Origin of the sequence: Methylobacterium sp. XJLW, from assembly GCF_003254375.1 — a bacterium.
GTDB classification, from domain to species: Bacteria; Pseudomonadota; Alphaproteobacteria; order Rhizobiales; family Beijerinckiaceae; genus Methylobacterium; species Methylobacterium fujisawaense.
The window spans coordinates 5,008,113-5,030,209 of the sequence record NZ_CP016429.1; the positions used below are offsets into that span (position 1 = coordinate 5,008,113).

15 protein-coding genes and 1 pseudogene are annotated in these 22,097 nt (G+C 72.6%); 10 read left to right on the plus strand and 6 right to left on the minus strand.

Annotated elements, in window-relative coordinates; genetic code table 11:
* The first annotated feature begins 106 nt into the window (after positions 1 to 106).
* A complete protein-coding gene (locus A3862_RS23205; RefSeq protein WP_043356965.1) occupies positions 107 to 394 on the plus strand; it encodes a hypothetical protein in 288 nt (95 codons plus the stop codon).
* 383 nt (positions 395 to 777) lie between these two features.
* On the opposite strand, the gene A3862_RS23215 is transcribed toward A3862_RS23205, so the two are convergent.
* Positions 778 to 1,662, minus strand: coding sequence for a LysR family transcriptional regulator (locus A3862_RS23215; protein ID WP_100793949.1), 885 nt, complete (start codon positions 1,660 to 1,662; stop codon positions 778 to 780).
* A gap of 576 nt (positions 1,663 to 2,238) precedes the next feature.
* On the opposite strand from A3862_RS23215, the pseudogene A3862_RS23220 reads away from it, so the two are divergent.
* The 3 genes and pseudogenes from A3862_RS23220 to A3862_RS23230 form a co-directional block, all read left to right on the plus strand.
* A pseudogene (locus A3862_RS23220) lies at positions 2,239 to 3,339 on the plus strand (HD domain-containing phosphohydrolase); the annotation flags it as partial.
* A gap of 312 nt (positions 3,340 to 3,651) precedes the next feature.
* A complete protein-coding gene (locus A3862_RS23225; protein WP_043756765.1) occupies positions 3,652 to 4,677 on the plus strand; it encodes a histone deacetylase family protein in 1,026 nt (341 codons plus the stop codon).
* 157 nt (positions 4,678 to 4,834) lie between these two features.
* Positions 4,835 to 6,184 (plus strand): MFS transporter, encoded by a 1,350-nt coding sequence (locus tag A3862_RS23230; RefSeq protein WP_043379718.1) that lies wholly within the window; start codon positions 4,835 to 4,837, stop codon positions 6,182 to 6,184.
* A 148-nt stretch (positions 6,185 to 6,332) separates the two neighbouring features.
* Here the strand turns inward: A3862_RS23230 and A3862_RS23235 are convergent, their stop codons facing one another.
* The gene (locus tag A3862_RS23235) at positions 6,333 to 7,043 is read right to left on the minus strand and encodes a DUF1013 domain-containing protein (RefSeq protein ID WP_043352024.1); all 711 of its coding nucleotides are present in this window, start codon (positions 7,041 to 7,043) and stop codon (positions 6,333 to 6,335) included.
* A 201-nt stretch (positions 7,044 to 7,244) separates the two neighbouring features.
* Positions 7,245 to 7,919 (minus strand): TetR/AcrR family transcriptional regulator, encoded by a 675-nt coding sequence (locus A3862_RS23240; RefSeq protein WP_051044827.1) that lies wholly within the window; start codon positions 7,917 to 7,919, stop codon positions 7,245 to 7,247.
* Between the two features lie 77 nt (positions 7,920 to 7,996).
* Here A3862_RS23240 and A3862_RS23245 point away from each other — a divergent pair, with 77 nt between their 5' ends.
* Positions 7,997 to 9,265, plus strand: a complete 1,269-nt coding sequence (locus tag A3862_RS23245) for an HlyD family secretion protein (RefSeq protein ID WP_043756763.1) — start codon at positions 7,997 to 7,999, stop codon at positions 9,263 to 9,265.
* The gene (locus A3862_RS23250; protein WP_043357661.1) at positions 9,262 to 10,839 is read left to right on the plus strand and encodes a DHA2 family efflux MFS transporter permease subunit; all 1,578 of its coding nucleotides are present in this window, start codon (positions 9,262 to 9,264) and stop codon (positions 10,837 to 10,839) included. Before A3862_RS23245 ends, A3862_RS23250 begins: the two co-directional genes overlap by 4 nt.
* A 22-nt stretch (positions 10,840 to 10,861) precedes the next feature.
* Here the strand turns inward: A3862_RS23250 and A3862_RS23255 are convergent, their stop codons facing one another.
* Both A3862_RS23255 and A3862_RS23260 read right to left on the minus strand, forming a co-directional pair.
* Positions 10,862 to 11,902, minus strand: a complete 1,041-nt coding sequence (locus A3862_RS23255) for an ABC transporter substrate-binding protein (RefSeq protein ID WP_111474019.1) — start codon at positions 11,900 to 11,902, stop codon at positions 10,862 to 10,864.
* Between the two features lie 228 nt (positions 11,903 to 12,130).
* A complete protein-coding gene (locus tag A3862_RS23260) occupies positions 12,131 to 12,757 on the minus strand; it encodes a TetR/AcrR family transcriptional regulator (RefSeq protein WP_043756762.1) in 627 nt (208 codons plus the stop codon).
* Positions 12,758 to 12,864: 107 nt separating this feature from the next.
* On the opposite strand from A3862_RS23260, the gene A3862_RS23265 reads away from it, so the two are divergent.
* Complete coding sequence (locus tag A3862_RS23265; RefSeq protein ID WP_043357652.1) at positions 12,865 to 13,551, plus strand: PspA/IM30 family protein; 687 nt, start codon at positions 12,865 to 12,867, stop codon at positions 13,549 to 13,551.
* A gap of 48 nt (positions 13,552 to 13,599) precedes the next feature.
* Entirely contained in the window at positions 13,600 to 13,875 is a 276-nt protein-coding gene (locus A3862_RS23270; protein WP_043357650.1) for a YiaA/YiaB family inner membrane protein, read from the plus strand.
* Between the two features lie 24 nt (positions 13,876 to 13,899).
* On the opposite strand, the gene A3862_RS23275 is transcribed toward A3862_RS23270, so the two are convergent.
* Positions 13,900 to 14,769 (minus strand): hypothetical protein, encoded by an 870-nt coding sequence (locus A3862_RS23275; RefSeq protein ID WP_111474020.1) that lies wholly within the window; start codon positions 14,767 to 14,769, stop codon positions 13,900 to 13,902.
* 264 nt (positions 14,770 to 15,033) lie between these two features.
* Between A3862_RS23275 and treZ the strand changes: the two genes are divergently transcribed.
* Entirely contained in the window at positions 15,034 to 16,839 is a 1,806-nt protein-coding gene (gene treZ / locus A3862_RS23280; protein ID WP_111474383.1) for a malto-oligosyltrehalose trehalohydrolase, read from the plus strand.
* On the plus strand, positions 16,836 to 21,737 hold the full coding sequence (locus tag A3862_RS23285) for a malto-oligosyltrehalose synthase (RefSeq protein ID WP_111474021.1): 4,902 nt from the start codon (positions 16,836 to 16,838) through the stop codon (positions 21,735 to 21,737). The genes treZ and A3862_RS23285 overlap by 4 nt, the downstream gene beginning before the upstream one ends.
* Positions 21,738 to 22,097 lie beyond the last annotated feature (360 nt).

Genomic DNA, 22,097 nt, shown 5'->3' on the forward strand with positions numbered 1-22,097 from the left:
GGCGCGGCTGGCGCGGCTGAGGGATTCGGCGAGATGGCGCGGGCGATCCGCTGCGGAGGACACAGGTGGCCCAGACTGCGATCCTGTCGGCGCCCCCGGTGACGGGATGAGCGCGCGCAACACCGCAGAGGCCGATCGGAGACACTGGTTCTACGACAACCGGCTCCTGGTCTGCGCGTTCTGTCTGCTCGCGTTCGTGGTCATCTTCTGGCAGGTGAGCCGGTTCGAAGGCTTCCAGCCCATCTTCACCTGCGCCCGGGATCAGGACGTCGATCGCGGGCTGCTCTCCGCCGGGATGCGGGCGTGCATGAGCGACGCGACCTCGCAGGCCGCCCAGGCCCGCTGCATGCACGTCGTCTACGTGCTGGCCTGCACGGAGGAGCGCTGGCGCTGACGCCGCCGCGTCAGGGCGCGCCAAACGCTCAGACAGCCCCAGGCCGAGCACCAGGGACGCCGCGGGCCCGGGGGCATCGGCGAGACGGGTCGCCGTGCGGGCGACGCGGTTGCGCAGGCGCTGGGCCCGCCAGAGGGCGCCGGTCTCCACCGCGAGGCCGCGGGCGTAGAGGCTGGCGCGCAGGCTGCGGGAGTCGCAGGCCGGCGGCCTCGACGGCGTCGCCGATCACCACCGACCCGTCGCGACTCATGACCGGACGGAACGGCGGCCTCTTCGGAAACCCTATGCGGATCGAGCCCGCGGACGACGCGCATCATGTCCGCGACCATCGCGGTGTTCCGCGCTCTCCCCGCCTCGGGCCCGGGGCGGGGGCCGGGCGACGCTCAGGCGCGCAGCTGCGCCACGAAGGCCCGGATGAACGGCGGCAGCCCGTCGAGGTCGCGCAGGCACAGGGTCAGGTCGCGCCGCGCCCAGGCATCGGCGAGGGGCACCACCGCCAGGGCGAGGCCCTGGGCGGCGCGGGCGGCGGCGCTCTCGGGAAGGACCGCCAGCCCGACCCGTGCCTCGACGAGCCGGCAGACGGCGTCGAAGTCCCGCAGCTGCACCCGCAGGCGCATCGGCCGCCCCTCCCGCACCGCCTGGGCGACGAGGAACCGGCTGATGGCGCTGCGCCGGTCGAGGCCGACGAGGTCGTGGCCGAGCAGCTCGGCGAACGGGATCGTCCCGCGCGCCGCCAGGGGGTGATCCCGGGCCGCCACCAGCACGAACCGGTCCTCCCGGAACGGGAAGGTCCGCAGCGAGCCGGTATCCACCGTGCCGGACAGGATGCCGAGATCGGCCGCCCCCTCGGCCACCAGCCCGACGATCTCCTCGGAGGTGCGCTCGTCGATCTCGACGCCGATCCCGGGGTGATCGGCCAGGAAGGCCGAGAGCGCGTCCGGCAGGAACTCGGTCAGCGCGTTGGTGTTGGCCAGCACCCGGATCTGGCCGAAGGCGCTCCCCGAGAAGGCCGCCATCTCCTCGCGCAACCGCTCCACCCCGGCCAGGACCTCCCGGGCGTGGACGAGGAGGGCGCGCCCGGCCGGGGTCGGGCTGACGCCCTGCCGGCCCCGGGTCAGCAGCGCCGCGCCGAGGGACTCCTCCATCAGCCGGATCCGCGTCGAGGCGGCCGCCAGGGCGAGGTTCGCCCGCGCGGCCCCGTGGGTGATCGAACCGGCCTCGACCACGTGCCGGAACAGGCCGAGATCGGTGAGATCGAACCGCATCATCGCGCAGGCGCCTCCCGACACGCCATCTGCACCGGCGCGGCCCGGGCAGCCCGGAACCGGCCCTGGACCTGCCCTGCCCTGGCCCGGCTCTGGACGATTCCTGGCCCGGTCGCGCGTCGACGGCCCCGGCCGTCGCCGGGCCACGGTAGCGGGCGGCCGCCCGTCTGTCAGGAATTCCCACCGGCCGCGCCCCGGCATCGGCCCGAGCCCGAGCCCAGGGGGCGCTGCAGGAACGGCCGGGCGCGCCGGTCCCGGGCAGAGACGGACCAGTCCCGAGGTATCCGGCACGGTATAGCGCGCGATTTCACCGGTCTATCGACTTAGAAAATCCGGGTCAATTTCGGAACAATCCAAATATGGCCCTCGCAAAAGTCAATAATTCTGCAAATATCAGCAATCCTGTTTCAATTCAGATTTACCGGACGTTAACGCCGCATGTCTCAATGATCATCGAATAGTCTTGCAAGGCTTCGCGACGATGGCTTCTGCGTCAGAACATTGGATCGACCGGCCGTCCCGCGATCGCCTGCGGCGCTCCGGCTCCAATACGCCCGCGAACCGGTCTGGGCACCGCTGATGGACGCGCTCCTCGTCGACGACAGCGCCACCATGCGGATGCGCCTCCGCCGCCTGCTGGAGGCCAAGCCCGACATGTCCGTCACCGATCACGGCGACCCGGTCGCCGCGATGGTCGAGGCGCGGATGCGGGCCTTCGATATCGTCCTGGTCGACTGCCACATGCCCGGCATCGACGGGATCGCCTTCATCCGGCAGATGCGGACCATCCCGCATTACGCGCAGGTGCCGATCGTGATGATCACGAGCGACATCTCGGACGCGGTGCGGCTCGCCGCCCTGGAGGCGGGGGCGACCGATTTCCTCGACAAGTCCATGCAGGGCGTCGAACTCACCGTCCGGCTGCGCAACATGATCCGGCTCGCCCGGGCGGTGCGGCGGCTCGCCGAGCAGGCGGCCTGGCTCGACGGCGCGGTGGAGGCCGCCCTGCGCCACATGCGCGAGCGCGAGGAGGAGATCATCTTCCGCCTGGCGCTGGCGGTCGAGTACCGCGACAACGACACCGGCGATCACACATGGCGGGTGGCCCGCTACAGCCAGATCGTCGCCGAGGGGCTCGGGCTGGCGCCGGATTTCTGCCGCAACCTCTATCTCGCGGCGCCCCTGCACGATGTCGGCAAGGTCGGCATCCCGGACGGCGTCCTGCTCAAGCCCGGCCGGCTCGACCGGGACGAGTTCGACCTGATCAAGACGCATCCGGCGATCGGCCGGCGCATCCTGGGCGGGAGCGCCTCCGAACTGATCCGGCTGGCCGCCGAGATCGCCGAGTTTCACCATGAGAAATGGGACGGCGGCGGCTACCCGCACGGGCTCGTCGGCGCCGCGATTCCCCTCTCGGCCCGGATCGTCGCGGTGGCGGACGTGTTCGACGCCCTGACCACCGCGCGGCCCTACAAGGCTGCGCTGCCCTTCGACGCGGCCCTGGACTGCATCCGCGCCGACAGCGGCCGCCACTTCGACCCGGCCTGCGTGGAGGCCTTCTGCGCGCGCTTCCCGGACATCCGCATCGCCGGCGGGCAGAACCGGGCGGGGATGCGGCCGAATGCGGGGCCGGTCACCGAACCCTGGGCGCGGGTGCCGACCCTGCTCCGCGAGGTCGCCGCCCCGTCGCCGGCCCCGGCGGGATGGCGCGTCAGCAGCCCCGAGGCGCTCCTGACGCCATCGGTGAACCCGGGCTCGTCTGCGCCGTTGATCGCGGACTCGCACGGATCACGGACGGAGCCGCACCATGACCACGACCTGGAAGACGCTGCCGGAGATCGCCCTGGCCCGCCGGATCTCCCTGGACGCGGCCCGGCGCCTGGTCGACGGGGCGAAATGCCCCAAGGTGTTCCGCGCGGACGGCACCGTCTACCTCATCTGAGCGCGGGCCGGGCGGATGACGCATCCCCCGGGAGCCCCTAACCTTCCGGCATGCGCATCTTCCACACGCCCGATTCAGGCCGGCACGATCCCGAACGCTACCTGCGGCGCGGCACGCCGATCCCGCATCCCGAGCAGGCCGCCCGCTACGCGATCCTGCGCGACGCGGCCCTGCAGGGCGGCCACGACCTCGCCGAACCGGCCGATCACGGCCTCGACCCGATCCGGGCGGTGCACGATCCGGACTACGTGGCGTTCCTGGCCGAGGCCTGGGCGCGCCGGGGCGAGATCCCCGACATCGGCGACGAGATCCTGACCGGATCCTTCGCCCGGCCGCAGATGCACCGGAGACCCGCCGGCCTCCTCGGGCGGCTGGGCCTCTACACCGCCGACACCTCGACGCCGATCCGCGCCGGCACCTGGGCGGCGGTCTACGGGTCGGCGCAATGCGCGGTCGCGGCCGCCGACGCGGCCCTCGCGGCGGGACACGCCTACGCCCTGTGCCGCCCGCCCGGCCACCACGCCTACGCGGAGTCCGCCGGCGGCTTCTGCTTCCTCAACAACAGCGCCATCGCGGCCGAGCGGATGCGCGTCGCCACCGGCGGCCCGGTGGCGATCCTCGACATCGACGTCCATCACGGCAACGGCACGCAGGGGATCTTCTACGCCCGCGCCGACGTGCTGACGGTCTCGGTCCATGCCGACCCGTCCGACTACTTCCCGTTCTTCGCCGGCTATGCGGACGAGACCGGGACCGGGGCGGGGGCGGGGTTCAACCGCAACCTGCCGCTGCCGCCGGGCTCGGGGGACGCGCCCTGGCTCGAGGCCCTGGAGGCGGGTCTCGCGGCTGTCGCCGCGCACCGGCCCCGGGCCCTCGTGGTGGCGCTGGGCCTCGACGCCGCCGCGGACGACCCGATCGGCGCCCTCGCGGTGACCCGGGCGGGATTCGTCGGGGCCGCGGAGCGGATCGGCCGGGCCGGGCTGCCCACGGCCCTGGTGCAGGAGGGCGGCTACCTCTGCGCGGCCCTGCCGGACAACCTCGCGGCCTTCCTCGCGGCCTTCGACGCCGCGCGCTGAGCCCCGCATCGCGTCCGCCCCCGCGGTGCGGGCGTGATGCGATCGTGATCGCCGGGGCGCCGGATCGGCTACCCGGATGTGGTCGACCCGATGCCACAACCGACCTATCAGGGCGGGGCGGGCGCCGCCGACGCGTCCCGGGCGGGAGGAACGGACGATGGGCGCGGGCGAGGTGGGCTTAGGCGAGGCGGCCAGCGCTCCGTGGTACGCGGGTCTCACCCGGCGCCACTGGCGGATCCTGTGGGGCAGCTATCTCGGCTGGATCTTCGACGGCTACGAGGCGGTGGCCCTGGTCTACGCCCTGCGTCCGGCGCTGGCCTCGATCCTCACCCCCGAGCAGGCCCAGGCGCCGGCCTCCTACGTGGGGCTCGCCATCGGCATCACGCTGCTCGGCTGGGGGATCGGCGGCCTCATGGGCGGGATCGCGGCCGACTATATCGGCCGCAAGCGCATGATGATGATCTCGATCCTCGGCTACGCGGTCTTCACCGGGCTGACCGCCTTCGCCGGGAGCTTCACGCAGCTCGCGATCCTGCGGTTCATCACGGGGCTCGCCATCGGCTCGGAATGGTCCACCGGCATCGCCCTGGTGGCCGAGACCTGGCCGAACCGGGCGCGGCCGAAGGGCTGCGGCTTCCTGCAATCGGGCTTCGGCGGCGGCGCGGTGCTGGCCGCCATCGTGTGGGCCGTGCTCGCGGCCACCGAGCCCCTGGGCCCGGAATCCTGGCGGATCCTGTTCGCGCTGGGTGCCCTGCCGGCCTTCGTCTGCCTGTACCTGCGGCGGGCGCTGGAGGAATCCGAGCAGTGGATGCAGGCGCTCAAGGCGCAGCGCTGGGCCGCCACCGCGGAGGATGCCGGCCACGCCCCGCGGGCCGCGCAACGCCCCTTCACCCTGGCGGAGATCTTTCGGGAGCCGGAGAGCCGGCGGCGGGTGCTGCTGGCCACCGCCATGTCGTTCGCCACCACGGTGGGCTGGTGGGCGGTCTCGTCCTGGCTGCCGGCCTACACGGAGGGGCTGGCCAAGGCCGCGGGCGAGCCGGCCAACCTCTGGGGCCCGCGCATGGGCATCATCTACAATGTCGGGGCGATCACCGCCTACGTGATCTCGGGCTTCGTGGCCGACGCGATCGGCCGCCGCGCCTTCCTGCTCGTCACCTATGTCGGCTGCATCGTCACGTCGCTCGCCTGCTACCTCTGGACCGGCGGGCTGGTGCCGTTCATGGGGCTCGCCTTCCTGAACGGGTTCTTCACCCTGGGCTTCGCCTTCTCGTGGATGGCGATCTACCTCGCGGAGCTGTTCACCCCGGCGGTGCGGGCGACGGCGGCGAGCGTGGTCTTCAACGGCGCGCGGCTGATCGCCTGGATCTTCCCGATCCTCGCCGGGCAGATCGTGACCGCCTTCGGGGGCGTCGCCGCGGCGGCTCTGACCCTGTCGAGCGTCTACGTGATCGGCCTCGTGGTGCCGTGGTTCATGCCGGAGACGCGGGGCCGGCCGCTGCCGGAATAGATCGATCCCGGGTCCCGCCCCGCCGGCGGCCGGCGGTCCCGGGCCCGGCCAGACGCAAAGCGGCCCCCGACTCCGGTGGAGCGGGGGCCGGATCCTGCACAGGCCGCCATGGGCCCGCCCGGCCCAGGGGGCAGGGCGGAGGCCGGTCCTAGTCCTCGTCGTCCTCGTCGTGGTGCCGGCCCTTGAGCTTGGCGAAGACCGAATCGGCATCGAGCCGCTCCTCGCGGCCGCCGTGATCGTCCGCGTGCTCCCGCTCGTCCGCCTCGCGGGCCGTGGAGACCTCCGTCGGCAGCAGCGAGGCGCCGGATTCGGCCGCCACCGCGGCCGGGCGGTCGGCCGCCGCGCGCTGGACCTCGAAGTCGAGGTTGATCTGGGTGGTGAGCCCGAGGGTCACCGGGTCCATCGGCTGGAGCGAGCCCGAGTTCCAGTGGGTGCGCTCGCGGATCTGCTGGATCGTCGACTTGGTGGTGCCCACCAGCCGGATGATCTGCGAATCCTTCAGCTCCGGGTGGTTGCGCAGCAGCCACAGGATGGCGTTCGGCCGGTCCTGGCGGCGGGAGAGGGGGGTGTAGCGCGGGCCCTTGGTGGTGCGCTTCACCTCCGGCAGCTTCACCTTCGAGACGGCCGGCTTCAGCTTGTAGTGCGGCGCCTTCTGGGCCTTCTCGATCTCGTCGCGGGTGAGCTGGCCGGTGGAGACCGGGTCGAGCCCCTTGATGCCGGCCGCGACCTCGCCGTCGGCGATGCCCTTCACCTCCAGCGGGTGCAGCTTGCAGAAATCGGCGATCTGCTCGAAGGCCAGCGAGGTGTTCTCGACCAGCCAGACGGCGGTCGCCTTGGGCATCAGCGGACCCTGGGACATGTCTCTCGTGCTCCGGCCTGGCGGGACGGGGGCCGGGCATCGGGCCGCGGGCTCCGGATGACCGATCCGGATGTCCCGTCTCACGCTGTCGAATGGGGATGAGGCACTATAGGCCCGGGCGGGGAGGGGCGCAATCACGGGTTCGGCGGTTCGGAGAGCCCGCCTGCGGATTCACCGGGGGCCGGGACGACCGGCCGCCCCTCAGCGCGGCCGCACCCCGTCGAGGAACAGCCGCACCGCCGCCTGCCGCCGCCGCTCCTGCGTCTCCGGATCGGTGGCGATGCCGTAGAGGGCCGCCTGGGACGACCGGCCCAGGACGAGGCTGAGGAACAGGTCGGCCGCGATCTCGGGATCCGCCACGGCGATCCGGCCGCGCCGGGCGAAGGCGTCGAGCAGCTGCGCCACGGCGCGCACGCCCCGCAGCCAGCCCTCCTCGTGGGCCAGCCGCGCCAGTTCGGGAAACTGCAGGGCCTGGGCCACGAGGTTGCGCTTGAGCATGGCCGCCCCCGGCGATTGCCCGTGGGCCAGCAGGGTGCGGCTGAGATCCTGCAGGGCGGTCTCGACGTCGTCGCTCCCGCCCTGCGCGGCCTGGGCCTCGGCGGCGGCGGAGAGCGGCGCCAGCCACGCGGCGATCCGCTCGCGCAGGACCGCCTCGAACAGGGCCCGCTTGTCGCGGTAGCGGGCATAGACCGTCGGCTTGCTCATCCCGGCGGCCTCGGCCACCGCGTCGATGGAGGTGGCGTCGAAGCCGCGCTCCAGGAACAGGGTGGTCGCCACGGCGATCAGGTGCGCCTCGCGCCGGACCGCCTCCGCGCGCGTCGGCCGGCCGCCCCGCCGCTGTCCCGCCTCCGCTCCCGCGATCTCCGTGACCGTCACCCGCGATTCTCCTTGCCCGAAGCCGTCCCGCGCATTATCAAAACGATACCGTACCGTTTTGATTCTGGCCAGACCCGATGGACGCACGTCGCAGCGACAGCTTCAAGAGTGCCGACCCGGTCGCGGGTGCCCCGGCGCCCGCCCCGGTCGCCGCCGCGGTCCAGGTCCCGGCCCAGGTCCCGGCCCAGACCCAGACCCCGGCCCAGGTCCCTGCGCCGGCCTCCGCATCGGCGCCGCGTCGCCGCCGCGCGCGGATCGTGCTGCCCCTCCTCGGAGTTCTCGCGCTGGGCGGCGCCGGAACCTACGGCTGGCACTGGTGGACCGTCGGCCGCTTCCTCGAGGTGACCGACGACGCCTATCTCCAGTCCGACAAGGTGACGGTGGCCCCGCGCATCGCCGGCACCGTCGCGGAGGTGCGGGTCGGCGACAACCAGCCGGTCAAGGCCGGGGACGTCATCGCCCGCCTCGACGACCGGTCCTACCGGGTCCAGCTCAAGCAGGCCGAGGCCGAGGTCGAGAAGGACAAGGCGCAGGTCCTGGGCGTCGCCGCCGCGATCATCCAGCAGCAGGCGCAGGTCGCCTCGTCGCGGGCCGACCTCGCCAATGCCGAGGCCGCGCTGACCTTCGCGCAGCAGGAATACACCCGCTATCAGAACCTGCTGCAGACCGGCTCCGGCACGGTGCAGCGCCAGCAGCAGGCGGATGCCGACCTGCGCCAGCGCCACGCCGCCCGCGACAAGGCCGCCGCCGCGCTCGACGCCGCGCAGAAGCAGATCGACAGCCTGAAGGCCCTGGAGGCCAGCACCCGGGCGAGCCTCGAAGGGGCGCGGGCGAAGGTCGAGGGGGTGAAGCTCGACCTCAGCTACGCCACCATCCTGGCGCCCATCGACGGCGTGGCCGGCGACCGGGCGCTGCGGATCGGGCAGGTGGTCTCCCCCGGCACCGGGCTCCTGACCCTCGTGCCGATGGGCCGCGACATCTACCTCGTAGCGAACTTCAAGGAGACCCAGACCGGGCACATGGTCGAGGGCCAGCGCGTCACCGTCACGGTCGACGCCTTCGGCGACCATGCATTCGAGGGCCGGATCGAGAGCTTCTCCCCGGGCACCGGCTCGCAATTCGCGCTGCTGCCCCCGGAGAACGCCACCGGCAACTTCACCAAGGTGGTGCAGCGCGTGCCCGTGCGCGTCGCCCTCGATCCCGCCGACCCGCTCGTCGGCCGCCTGCGCCCTGGCCTGTCGGTGGAGGCGACGGTCCACACCGCCGACCCGGTGGAGCCGGTGGATCCCGCCCGCCGCAGGCCGAAGCCCGCCCCGGCGCTGGTCAGCGAGGCCCTGCCCCGATGAGCCCCGTGCCGGCCGTGGCCGGGCCCGAGGCGAAGGCGAGCGCCCGGGACTGGCTCGCCGTGTTCGGCGCGATCCTCGGCGCCTTCACGGCGATCCTCGACATCCAGATCACCAACGCCTCGCTCGCCGACATCCAGGGGGCGCTCGGCGCCTCCACCGAGGAGGGGAGCTGGATCTCCACCGCCTACCTGATGGCCGAGATCATCGTGATCCCGCTCACCGGCTGGCTGTCCTCGGTGATCGGCCTGCGCCGCTACCTCGCGGTGAACACCCTGCTGTTCACCGCCTTCTCGCTGGCCTGCGCGCTCTCGACCAGCTTGAGCCAGATGATCCTGTTCCGGGCGGGCCAGGGCTTCACCGGCGGCGTGCTGATCCCCACCGCCATCGTGATCGTGCGCACGCGGCTGCCGAAGAGCCAGCAGGCGGTGGGCATCGCGCTGTTCGGCCTGACGGCGACCTTCGCGCCGGCCATCGGCCCGACGGTGGGCGGCTGGCTCACCGACAACCTGTCCTGGCACTACATCTTCTACCTGAACCTGATCTTCGGGCCGATCGCGGCGGCGATCCAGCTCGGCGCCTTCGAGGCCGCGCCCGCCCGCTGGGGCGAGTTGCTCAAGGGCGACTGGATCGGCATCGGCCTGATGGCGACCGGGCTGCCGGCCCTGACCTTCGTGCTGGAGGAGGGGCAGCGCAAGGACTGGTTCGGCTCGCCCGTGATCGTCGAGGCGAGCTGGCTGGCCGTCGCCGGGATCACCGGCTTCATCGTCCGCGAGCTGACGGCGGCCAAGCCCTTCATCAACCTGCGGGTCCTGGCCAACCGCTCGGTCGGGGGCGCCTGCGTGCTGATGACCGTGCTGGGCGCGGTGTCGTTCGGGTCGATCTACATCATCCCGGTCTATTGCGCGCAGATCCAGGGCTACAATGCCGAGCAGATCGGCACCGTGGTGATGTGGTCGGGCCTGCCGCAGCTGGTCCTGTTCCCGATGATGCCCCTGCTCATGCGCGCCGTCGACGCCCGGCTGCTCGTGGTCACCGGGACGCTGTTCTTCATCGCGAGCTGCTGGATCAATGTCGGCCTGACCCACGATGTCGGCGCCGACCAGCTGATCCTGCCGCAGCTCATGCGGGCCATCGGCCAGCCGCTGTTCACGATCCCGCTCTCGCAGCTCTCCACCGTGGGCCTCGGCCCGCGCGACACCGCCGACGCCTCGGCGCTGTCCAACATGATGCGCAACCTCGGCGGCTCGATCGGCATCGCCCTGCTGTCGACCATGATCGACCGGCGTGAGCACTTCCACTTCTCGGTGCTGGCCGAGGCGATCACCGTCAACGCGACCCGCACCCAGGACCGGCTCGCGGCGCTCGCCGCCGGGATGCACGCCCGCATCGCCGACCCGCTGGCCGCCAAGGGCGCGGCTCTGGGCATGCTGGCGCAACAGGTCCGCCGCGAGGCCACCGTCATGGCCTACGCGGACGGGTTCTGGCTGGTGGGGGTGAGCCTCGTGGCGAGCCTCGCCGTGGTGGCGATCCTCAAGAAGCCCCAGCGCGCCGCCGGGCCGGTGGAGGCGCATTGACGGGCCGATGCGACGCCGGGGGCTACTTCCCCGGCAGGTTGTGGACGATCGGGAAGAACGTGTCCTTCCAGTCCTTGGGCTCGGCCTTGATGGTCTTCATCGCGTAGAAATGCCGGGCCTGGAGCATGATCCCGTAGGGGGTGGTGGAGAAGTTCGTGCCCGGCTCCTTCATGATCGCGACCAGGGTCTCGGGGGGCGTCTTCTCGTTGGTGGCCGCGACGTAATCCTTGGCGGCCTGGAGCGGGTCCCGGGCGATCGCGGCATTGGCCTCGTCGATCGCAGCCACGATGGCGGCGGCGAGCTTGGGGTTTCGGGTGTACCAGCCGGTCCGGGCGTAGAGGATCGCGTTGCTCACCGGCTCGCCGACGAGTTCGAAGGAGTTCAGCACCGTGTGGATCGCCGGATCCTGCAGCTCGCGCTGCTGGAACGGCGGCAGCGAGAAGTGGCTGTTGATCTCGTTGTGCGGGCTCGCCAGCGCCGCCACCGCGTCGGGATGGCCGAGCTGGACGGTGAGCGGGTCGAGCTTGGTGGCGTTCTCGGGCCCGAAGGCCTTCTTGGCGGCGATCTGGAGCAGCACCGCCTGCGAGGAGACCTTCACGGAGGGCAGGGCGATCTTGTCCTTGCCGGAGAAGTCGCCGAGGGTCTTCACGTCCGGGTTGCGGGTGAGCAGCAGCATCGGCGTGGTGCCGACGCCGCACAGGCCCTTCACGTCGCCCCGCGTCCGGTCGTTGAGCAGCAGCATGTTGGTGGAGCCGCTGTCGACGATGTCGATATTGCCCGAGAGCAGCGCGTCGTTGCCGGCGGCGCCGCTCGTCAGGTTGACCCACTCCACCGCGACGTCCCCGAGGCCGGCGGCCTTGGCGTGCTTCTCGATCAGCTTGTGCTGCTCGGCGAGGACGGCGGGCAGGTAGACGAAGCCCGGCTGCCGGCTGATCCGCACCTTGGCGTCGTCGGCCCGGACGGGGGAGGCGAGCGCCAGCCCGGCCAGCAGGAGGGCCGGTCCTGCCCGCAGGAGCCGGCGGCAGCCCAGCAGCAACGCGCCCGTCCGCGACGTACCCACCATGACGCATCTCCCTGTGACCCCGGCGGATTCGTGTCCGATCCGGATGTGTCGTTGGGCGCGAGTGGACAGGTTCGGGTCGGCGCGCGCAAGGCCCCGCCGCCCCGAAGCGCCGATTCCGGCGCGGCAACGTCCCCCGATGCGCGACCGGCGCAGCCGACGATCGGGCAGGCTCCGCACCGCCGGACGCAGCGCCCGCGCCGGGGCCGGGGCCGCCACCGTCGCGGGCACTCAGCCCGCCGAGAAGCCCCGGACCGCCGCCCGCACCAGCGCGTCGATCATCGGCCGCACGTCGTCCACGCCGAGGGGCCCGAGGCTGCCGAGATCGGCGAGATAGGTCATGCCGTGGACGCTGGACCACAGCGCCCGCGCCATCACGGGGATCTCCGCCTCGGCGAGGCGGCCGCCGTCGCGCAGCACCCCCTCCAGGATCCCGAACAGGGCCGCGATGTCGGCCTGCACCGAATCCGGCGCCGCCACGGTGCGGCGCTCGAAGATCGCCGCCCAGGCGGCATGGTGCCCCGCCGCGAAGGCGAGATACGCATCGGCCAGGCACAGGAGCCGCGCCTCCGTCCCCCGCGACGGACAGGCCGCCAGCGCCTCCGTGAGGGCGTCCCGGAGCCGCCGCATGGTGACGGCGTTGGCCTCCAGCCGCAGCACTTCCAGGCTGTCGAACTGCGTGTAGACGGAGCCCACCGCCGTGCCGGCCCGCTCCGCGACGCCGCGGGCGGTCAGCGCCGCCGCGCCGCCCGCGTTCAAGATCGCCACCGCGGCTTCGATCAGGGCCCGGCGATCCGCCGCGCGGTCGCCCGGCTCCTTCCGCGGCCGTCCGCGCACTTTTTTATGAACCTCGTTCATTTTATCCCTTGCGACGCGGCGCGCCGCGTGTTTTACCTGTTTCATGAACGACGTTCAATAAATTACGGATGCGATCCGGCCCGTCGTTCTTCGCGAGGTGAACCGTGATGAGGACCCTCTCCTTCCTGATGCGCGGCGTGATCGCCGACAACGCCCAGGCGATCCACGACGCCCATGCCGTGACGATCCTGCGCCAGCAGATCCGGGAGGCCGCCGGAGCCCTGGCGGCCGCCCGGCGGGAACTGGCCGTCGCCCTGGCCTACCACGCCGCCGAGATGCGCGCCCTCGACGCCATCGGGACCCGCATCGACACCCTGTCGGACGGGGCGCGGCGGGCGCTGGCCGACGGCCGCGAGGATCTCGGGACCGGGGCGGCGATCCACATCGCCGCGCTGGAGGACGAGCGGGCCGACCGCCGGGCCGCCGCCGAACGCTTCGCCGCCGAGGTCGAGCGGCTGAAGCGCCTCGTCGCCCAGGGCGGCGAGCGGCTGCGGGATCTCGACCGCGGGCTCCAGACCGCCCGCACCACCGAGGCGCTGCGGCGGGCCGGCCTCGAGGGCCGCCGGGTCACGACCCTGTCGGCGGGAGCCCTCGGGGAGGCCGAGCGGACGCTGGCGCGCCTGCGCGAGCGGCAGGCGGCCGAGGCGGACGTCGCCGCCGCGCTGACCGAGCTCGAGGCCGATCTCGAGGCCGGGACCGCGGGCGGGATCGAGGCCGATCTCGAGGCGGCGGGCTACGGCCGCCCCCGCACGGACCCGCGGGCGGTGCTGGACCGCCTCAGGGCCGGGGCCTGACCGGCGCCGCACGAACCCCCGTCCGATCCTTCCTCAGGAGACCGCACCATGACACCGCAGATGCCCCATACCGGCGCCTGGAAGACCTTCACGCTGGTCAGCTTCGCCGCCGCCGCCGCCATGCTGACGATCGGCATCTTCTTCCTGCCCGCGGATATCTGGATCAAGGGCTACCTCGCCATGGCGTCGCTGTTCCTCACGGGCACGACCTTCACCCTGGCCAAGACCCTGCGCGACGAGCACGAGGCGAAACGGCTGATCAACAAGATCGAGGACGCCGCCACCGAGCGCGTCCTGCGGGAGGCGGTGCCGGGCCGGCTCTGAGCCGATCCCCGAGGTCGGCGCCGCTCAGTCCGCAGCCTCCAGGAACGCGGCGACCACCCGGGAGAATTCCGGGGTCCGCAGGTAGCCGTAGGATTTGTGCCGGTTCTCGGCGCCGTCCGGCCTCCGGTAGGCGTTGATCACCGGCACGTCCCGCACCCGCACGCCGGCGGCATTCGGCGCGTAGAGGGCCGCGAGGTCGTCGCCCACCGTGGCGATGTCCTGGCGGTCCATCAGGTTGGTCCAGGCGGTGAGCGCCGCCGGCACCCGGAGGTCGCCGTGCGCGTCGGCGAGCTTCAGCTTCAGCTCGGCGAGGCCGAGGGGCGCGCCGAGGGTGACCAGGGCGCAGCGGGGCATCGGCGTCCCCTCCGCCTCGGCGGCGCGCAGAACGTCGTAGGCGATCAGACCGCCCATCGAGTGCGCGGCGATCAGCACGGTATCCGCCGCGGCCGCCGCCAGGACGTCGCGCAGGCGCGCCCGCGCCGCCGCCCGGAAGGCCGCGTCCTTGTGGTAGCCCCAGAGATCGTCGAGACGGTATTCCAGGATCAGGTCGTCCACCGGCGTCAGCCCGGCGGCCTCCTGCAGGTGCGACAGGCCGCGATAGATCCGGTCGGTGAGGGTCGGCTCGGCGCGGTCGGGCTCCCCCGCCGGGGAGGGGAACGGCCCGAGGCCGTGATCGGGGCGGTAGGGCTCGCGGTTGCGGTCGCCCGCGAGCGGCTGCGGGTAGCGCAGGTCCGCCCAGTAGACGAAGGTGAAGGGCAGGTCGGCCTCCGCCACCCGGAGCCCGCGATTGCGGTCGAGCCCCTCGCGGATCGCGGCGCGCCACCAGGCGGCCTTCTCATCCCGGGGCGGCTTGTTGGCGAGCCCGTGGATGCCGATGATGTGCGCCCGACCCAGTGTCCGCTCCCAGACCGACGCGAATGCCGGCGGCTCAAGATAGGGCCGCCCCGCACGGACGGAACTGCGGCTTAGTTTCCGCGCGCCCGTCGCCCCCGCGCGTCAACCCGTTCGTCGACCCAGTCGTCGACCCATTGCCACCCGGCCGCTCCGCCATAGCTGCGCTGCGGGAACCGGATCGGGCCCGGGGCCTTCTCCCACGACAGATGATCCTGCCGCGCTTGCATCCCGGTGCGCGCGGCCAATGACGAGGACGGTGGCCCGATGCGGCGCGCCCACAGCATGGATTTCGGGGCCGAGATGGTCGAGGGCGGCGTCCGCTTCGCCCTCTGGGCACCCACCGCCAAGAGCGTCGCGCTCGTCGTCGACGGCGCCGATCACCCGCTGCCGGAATCCGGCGGCGGCTGGCGCCGCACCGCCCTGCCCGGGGTGAAGCCCGGCGCCCGCTACGGCTTCCGCATCGACGGCGACCTCGTGGTGCCCGATCCCGCCTCCCGCTTCCAGCCGGACGACGTCTCGGGCCTCAGCGAGGTGATCGACCCGCGGGCCTTCGCGTGGTCCGACGCGGACTGGACCGGGCGGCCCTTCGAGGAGGCGGTGATCTACGAGTGCCATGTCGGCACCGCGACGCCGGAGGGCACCTATGCCGGCCTGCAGGCCCGGCTGCCCGACCTCAAGGCGCTCGGCGTCACCGCCATCGAGCTGCTGCCGCTCGCCGACTTCAAGGGCGCGCGCAACTGGGGCTACGACGGCGTCCAGCCCTACGCCCCCGACGGCGCCTATGGCCGCCCGGACGACCTCAAGCGCCTGATCGACGCCGCCCACGGGCTCGGGCTGATGGTCTATCTCGACGCGGTCTACAATCACTTCGGTCCGGCCGGGAACTACCTCCACGCCTACGCCAAGACCTTCTTCACCGAGCGCCACCAGACCCCCTGGGGCGCGGGCATCAACTTCGACGGCAAGGAGAGCGGCGCCACCGTGCGCCAGTTCTTCATCCAGAACGCCCTCTACTGGCTAGAGGAATACCGCTTCGACGGCCTGCGCTTCGACGCCGTCCACGCGATCCTCGACGATTCGCCCCGTCATTTCCTGGCCGAGCTCGGCGAGACGGTCCGGAAGACCTTTCCGGACCGGCAGATCCACCTGATGCTGGAGAACGAGGCCAACCAGGCCCGCTGGCTGGAGCGGGACGCCGCCGGGCGCCCGAAGATGCACGATGCCCAGTGGGCCGACGACCTGCACCATTGCTGGCACGTCCTGCTGACGGGCGAGGACGCCGGCTACTATAAAAGCTTTGCCGACAAACCGGTCGCGCACCTCGCCCGCTGCCTCGCGGAGGGTTTCGCGTATCAGGGCGAGCCGTTCGCCACGCTCGACAACCATCCGCGCGGCGAGCCCTCCGGGCACCTGCCGCCCTCGGCCTTCGTGACCTTCCTCCAGAACCACGATCAGGTCGGCAACCGGGCGCTGGGCGAGCGGTTGAACCACCTCGCGGATCCGAAGAAACTCGATCTCGCCCGGGCCGGGCTCCTGCTGGCGCCGCAGATCCCGATGCTCTGGATGGGCGAGGAATGGTCGGCCTCGGCGCCGTTCCTGTTCTTCGTCGACTTCGCGCCGGACGAGGACCTGAACAAGGCGGTCCGCGACGGCCGCCGCCGGGAGTTCAAGAGCTTCGCGGCGTTCGCGGACGACACCTCCAAGATCCCCGACCCGACCGAGCGCGAGACCTTCGCGGCCTCGAAGCTCGACTGGTCCGAGCGGGAGCGCTCGCCCCACCGCGAGGTGCTGGCGGAGACGACGCGCCTCCTGAGGCTGCGCCGCGACGTGGTCGTGGCGCTGGCGAAGTCCGGCTATGACGGCGCCGCCGCCACGATGCCGCGCGCGGACGTGGTCGACTGCACGTGGCGCTTCGGCGCCGGCACCCTGCGCTTCGTCGCCAATGTCGGGACCGAGGCCTTCGCGGTCGATCCGGGCGGTGCCCGGCCGGTCTGGACCAACGCCCCCGACGGGGCCGGACGCGATCTCCCGTCCTGGACGGGCGTGTTCCTGACGGAGTCCCACGCGTGAGCCCCCTCGAAAAACTCGCCGACCTCGTCGGCGTCGCCGCCGGCTACACCGACGCCTTCGGCAAGCCCGTCGAGACGCCGCTGGCGGTGCGCCGCGGCCTGCTGGCGGCCCTGGGCTTCGCGGTCCAGGACGAGGCGTCGATCGCCGGGAGCCTCGCCGAGGTCGAGCGCCTGCGCCGCGGCCTGATCCCGCCGCTCCTGCCGGTGGAGGCCCGCCGGGCCGCCCGCGTTCCGGTCCGGCTGCAGGACGGGGCGCCCCACACCCTGGTCTGGCGCCTCGTCGACGAGCGCGGCACCGCCCGGGAGGGACGGGCCAACCCGCAAGGGTCCGATCCCGGCTTCGAGCTGCCGCCGCTGACCCCGGGCTATCACCGCCTCATCGTGCAGGCCGGCCAGAGCCGCACCGAGGCCTGGGTGATCGCCGCGCCGCAGCGCTGCTGGCGCCCGCGCCCCTACACGGATGAGGGGGCCTCCGATTGGGGGCTCGCCGCCCAGCTCTACGGCCTGCGCTCGGCGACCAATATCGGCATCGGCACCTACGCGGATGCCGGCGAGGCCGCCCGCGAGGCGGCCCTGCGCGGGGCGGCGTTCTTAGGGCTCAGCCCGGTCCACGCCCTGTTCGGTTCCGACCGGACCAAGATCTCCCCCTACTCGCCCTCCTCGCGCCTGTTCCTGGAGACGCTGTTCATCGCCCCGCGCAGCCTGCCGGGGCTCGCCGGCTCCCGGGCCGAGGCGCTGCTCGATGCGCGCGCGGACGCGATCACGGCGCTCCGCGAGGCGGCGCTGGTCGACCACCAGGGCGTGCACGACGTGCTCGACCCGGTGCTCCGGGCCCTCTGGGAGGACTCCCCCGCCCGGGCCGGCACGGACGCGGATTTCGCGCGCTTCCGGCAGGCGGGCGGCGAGGATCTCGAATCCCACGCCCTGTTCGAGGCCCTGTCGGAGCATTTCCGGGGGCAGGGCGCGCATTGGCTGGGCGACTGGCCGGACGCGTACCGCCGGGCCGGCACGGAGGCGGTGCGGGCCTTCGCGGCGGAGCATGCCGAGGCGGTCGGCTATCACGCCTGGCTGCAATACCTCGCCGACCGGCAGCTCGAAGAGGCCTCCGCGGCGGCGCTGGGCGCCGGCATGCGGGTCGGGCTCTACCGCGACCTCGCGGTCGGCGCCGACCGGGGCGGCTCCGAGATCTGGTCCCATCCCGAGCGCTTCGCCGACAAGGTGTCGATCGGCGCGCCGCCGGATCTGCTGGCGCCCAAGGGCCAGAACTGGGGCCTGCCGGCCTTCGACCCGCTGGAGATGGAGCGCGACGGGCTCGCCGCCTTCCGGACCCTGGTCCAGGCCAACATGCGCCATGCCGGCGCGATCCGGATCGACCACGCCTTCCAGCTCGCCCGCCTGTTCCTGATCCCGCTGGGCGCGGGCGCCCAGGCCGGGGCCTACGTGGCCATGCCGTTCGAGCCGATGCTGGCGGTGCTGCGGCTGGAGAGCCACCGCAACAAGTGCCTCGTCATCGCGGAGGATCTCGGCACCGCCCCGGAGGGCTTCTCGGACGCGCTGATGCGGGCCGGGGTGCTGAGCTACCGGATCCTCGCCTTCGAGCGGGAAGGCGACGGACGGTTCAAGGCGCCGTCGGCCTATCCGCGCGACGCGCTCACCGCCATCACCACCCACGACCTGCCGACCTTCGTGGGCTGGTGGCGCGGGGTCGACACCGACACCCGCCAGTCGCTCGGCCTCTACGACCAGGAGCGGGCCGAGGGCGAGCGGGCCGAGCGCGTCGTCGAGCGCCGCCGCCTCGCCGAGGCGCTGGCCGGCGAGCAGCTGCTCCCCTCGGCCGAGCCCCCGGATGCCGCGCCCTTCGAGGCCGCCGCCCGCTACCTCGCCCGGGCGCCCTCGATGCTGACCGCCGTGCAGTACGAGGACGTGGTCTCCGAACTCGCCCAGGCCAACGTGCCGGGCTCCACCGAGGGCTACCCGAACTGGCGGCGCAAGCTCGACCGGGACCTCGCGGACATCGCCGCCCCCGGCGGGCCGCTGGCCAAGCTGGCCGCCGCCCTGTCGGCGGAGGCACGGGGACCGCGCTCGGGGGCCGCGCGGCTCGCCGCGCCGCCGCCGCGCTCGACCTACCGGCTGCAGTTCCACAAGGACTTCACCTTCGCGGATGCCGGCCGGATCGTCCCCTACCTGCACCGGCTCGGGATCAGCCACGTCTACGCCTCGCCGCTCCAGACGGCACGGCCCGGCTCGACCCACGGCTACGACATCGTCGACCACGGGGCGATCAACCCGGAACTCGGCGGCGAGGCGGGCTTCGTCCAGCTCTCCGAGACGCTCCACGCCCACGGGATCAAGCTGCTCCTCGACATCGTCCCGAACCACATGGGCGTCGGCGGGTCCGACAACCCGTGGTGGCTCTCGGTGCTCGAATGGGGCTCGCTCTCGCCCTTCGCCGACGCCTTCGACATCGACTGGCAGCGGCTCGGGGCCGGGCGCAACCTCGTAATCCCGTTCCTGGGCGAGCGCTACGGCGAGGCCCTGGAGCAGGGCACCCTGGTGCTCAAATTCGATCCCGAGAAGGGCGCCTTCAGCGTCTGGCACTACGAGCACCAGCTGCCGATCCGGCCGCTGAGCTACCCGACCATCCTCAACCGGGTGATCGCCGCCATCGGGGCGGTGGACGACGACACCACCGCGGAGCTGCTCGCCATCTCCGAGCGCCTGCGGGCCATGGCGATCGACACCGACGAGACCCGCCGCAAAGGCTTCCCCGAGGAGGCCGAGGGGCTGAAGCGCCGGCTCGCCGAGATCCACGGCGTCTCGCCGCTGATCCAGGAGGCCACCGCCAGCACGCTGGCCCTGCTCAACGGCTTCAAGGGCCGCCCGGACAGTTTCGGGCCGCTGCACCGGCTGCTGGAAGCGCAGGCCTACCGGCTCGCCCATTGGCGGGTGGCGTCGAGCGACATCAACTACCGCCGCTTCTTCGACGTGAACTCGCTCGCCGGCCTGCGGGTCGAGCTGTCCGACATCTTCCACCGCTCGCACGAAACCGTGTTCCGGCACATCCGCGAGGGCCGGATCGACGGCTTGCGCATCGACCATATCGACGGGCTGGCCGACCCGCTGGGCTACGCAAGGGCGCTCCAGGCGGCGGTCGGGCCGGGCTTCTACGTGGTCGTGGAGAAAATCCTGGAGCCCGGGGAGCGGCTGCGGCCCTGGCCGGTGGCCGGGACCACGGGCTACGACGTGCTCAACCAGCTCGACGGGATCCTGGTCGACAAGGGGAAGCGCGGCAAGGTCGAGCGCCTCTACACCTGGGCCACGGGCTTCGACGAGCCCTACGGCTTCCAGCTCCGTGCCGCCAAGGCCGAGATCCTGGAGATCAGCTTCGCGAGCGAGCTGGAGGTGCTGACCACCGACCTCAAGGAGGTGGCCGATTCCGACCGGCGGACCCGCGACTTCACCGTCAACGCGCTCCGCCGGGCGCTGATCGAGATCATCGCGCGCTTCCCGACCTACCGGAGCTACCTGCCGCCGGAACTGGAGGAGGGCGAGGTCGAGCCCGAGGACGTGCGCCTGATCGAGGGCGCCGTCGCCAAGGCCAAGCGCTGGTCGAGCCTGCCGGACCGCTCGGTCCACGACTTCGCCGCCGACGTCCTGCTCGGCCGGATCGAGACCGCCGGGGCGGGCCGGCCGGATCCGCGGGTTGCCTTGCGCTTCCGCCGCCGGTTCCAGCAGCTCACCGGCCCGGTCATGGCCAAGAGCCTGGAGGACACGCTGTTCTACCGCTACGCGTGCCTGCTCGGCCTCAACGAGGTCGGGGGCGATCCGGGCGAGTACGGGATCGACGCGGAGCACTTCCACGACCTCCAGATCGCCCGCGCCCGGGACTGGCCGAGCGCCATGATCACCACGGCGACCCACGACACCAAGCGGGGCGAGGATGCCCGCACGCGGCTGCTCGCCCTCTCGGAGATCCCGGAGGAATGGGCCAAGGCCTGGGACCTGTGGCAGCGCACCGCCGGCCCGCACCTCGCCCGCATCGACGGCGAGCCGGCCCCCGACGCCAACGACCAGTGGATGTTCTTCCAGGCCATTCTGGGCGCCTGGCCGCTGGAGCTGCTGGAGCGGGACGAGGCCGGGGCGATCGAGGATTTCCGCGACCGGCTGATCGCCTACGGCGAGAAGGCCATGCGCGAGGGCAAGCGCCGGTCGAGCTGGGTCAATGTCGACGCGGTCTACGAGGGCGCGGTCAAGAAGCTGTTCACCGCGCTGATCGCCCCGGGCTCGGACTTCCTGGCGCAGCTCCGGCCCTTCGCCCGGCGGCTCGCCCATCTCGGCATGCTGGCGAGCCTCGGCCGGACGGTCCTGAAATGCACCCTGCCGGGCCTGCCCGACACCTACCAGGGCACGGAGATCTGGGACTTCTCCTTCGTCGATCCCGACAACCGCCGCCCGGTGGACTACCCGGCCCTGGGGCGGATGCTGGACCAGGGCGGCGTGCCCGCGGAGCTGCTGGCGCACTGGCCGGACGGGCGGGTCAAGCAGGCGACCCTCGCGGCGCTTCTGGCCGAGCGGGCTGAGCGACCGGACTTCTACGCGAGCGCCGCCTACGAACCCGTCCCGGCCACCGGCGCGCGGGCCGGGCACGTGATCGCCTACCGTCGGACCGATCCCGGCCAGGAGGGCGGCGACCTGTTCGTGGCGGTACCGCGGCTGGTGGCGGGCTTCGTCGGGGAGGCGGTCTGGCCGGGTGAGGCCTTTAATGGGACCCGGGTCGATCTCGGGGCGGGGACGCGCTGGCGCGACCTCGCCTCGGGGCGGATCGTGGCGGGGGAGGGGGCCGACCTCGGCGAACTCCTGCGGGATCTGCCCTACGCGGTCCTGCGGCGGGAGCCGTGAGGGGAGCGGCCGGATCCGCGGATCGTCCTCCCCCCCTCCGCGGGGGAGGGTGGGCCGGCCGTCAGGCCGGGTCGGGAGCGGGGAACCCGGCTTCCGAAAAGGGCGGAGCCGGCATGAAGGCCGCCGCCTTCTCCGGCACCGTCGCGCCCCCGTCACGGGACTTCGGGGACCACCCTTCCCCGCAGCGGCGGGAGGGAGCGTGCGCGGGTCCGTCCCTGCCACGAAGACCATGTCGGCAGGTCCCTCGCGGTCCTGTCATGCGAATCTGCTGAGAGGCGGACGGCGCGGACCTGACAATCCCCGCCGTCCCACGCGAAGGCACGCCCGGGCGGTTCGGGCGTTACGACACAGGAACGGGAG

Excerpts from the sequence above, each read along its gene's own strand:
- A3862_RS23205 (WP_043356965.1), top strand. The coding sequence starts at position 107 with ATGAGCGCGCGCAACACCGCAGAGGCCGATCGGAGACACTGGTTCTAC.
- A3862_RS23245 (WP_043756763.1), top strand. The coding sequence starts at position 7,997 with ATGGACGCACGTCGCAGCGACAGCTTCAAGAGTGCCGACCCGGTCGCG.
- A3862_RS23215 (WP_100793949.1), bottom strand. The coding sequence starts at position 1,662 with ATGATGCGGTTCGATCTCACCGATCTCGGCCTGTTCCGGCACGTGGTC.
- A3862_RS23235 (WP_043352024.1), bottom strand. The coding sequence starts at position 7,043 with ATGTCCCAGGGTCCGCTGATGCCCAAGGCGACCGCCGTCTGGCTGGTC.
- treZ (WP_111474383.1), top strand. The coding sequence starts at position 15,034 with ATGCGGCGCGCCCACAGCATGGATTTCGGGGCCGAGATGGTCGAGGGC.
- A3862_RS23225 (WP_043756765.1), top strand. The coding sequence starts at position 3,652 with ATGCGCATCTTCCACACGCCCGATTCAGGCCGGCACGATCCCGAACGC.
- A3862_RS23230 (WP_043379718.1), top strand. The coding sequence starts at position 4,835 with ATGGGCGCGGGCGAGGTGGGCTTAGGCGAGGCGGCCAGCGCTCCGTGG.
- A3862_RS23250 (WP_043357661.1), top strand. The coding sequence starts at position 9,262 with ATGAGCCCCGTGCCGGCCGTGGCCGGGCCCGAGGCGAAGGCGAGCGCC.
- A3862_RS23265 (WP_043357652.1), top strand. The coding sequence starts at position 12,865 with ATGAGGACCCTCTCCTTCCTGATGCGCGGCGTGATCGCCGACAACGCC.
- A3862_RS23260 (WP_043756762.1), bottom strand. The coding sequence starts at position 12,757 with ATGAACGAGGTTCATAAAAAAGTGCGCGGACGGCCGCGGAAGGAGCCG.
- A3862_RS23270 (WP_043357650.1), top strand. The coding sequence starts at position 13,600 with ATGACACCGCAGATGCCCCATACCGGCGCCTGGAAGACCTTCACGCTG.
- A3862_RS23255 (WP_111474019.1), bottom strand. The coding sequence starts at position 11,902 with ATGGTGGGTACGTCGCGGACGGGCGCGTTGCTGCTGGGCTGCCGCCGG.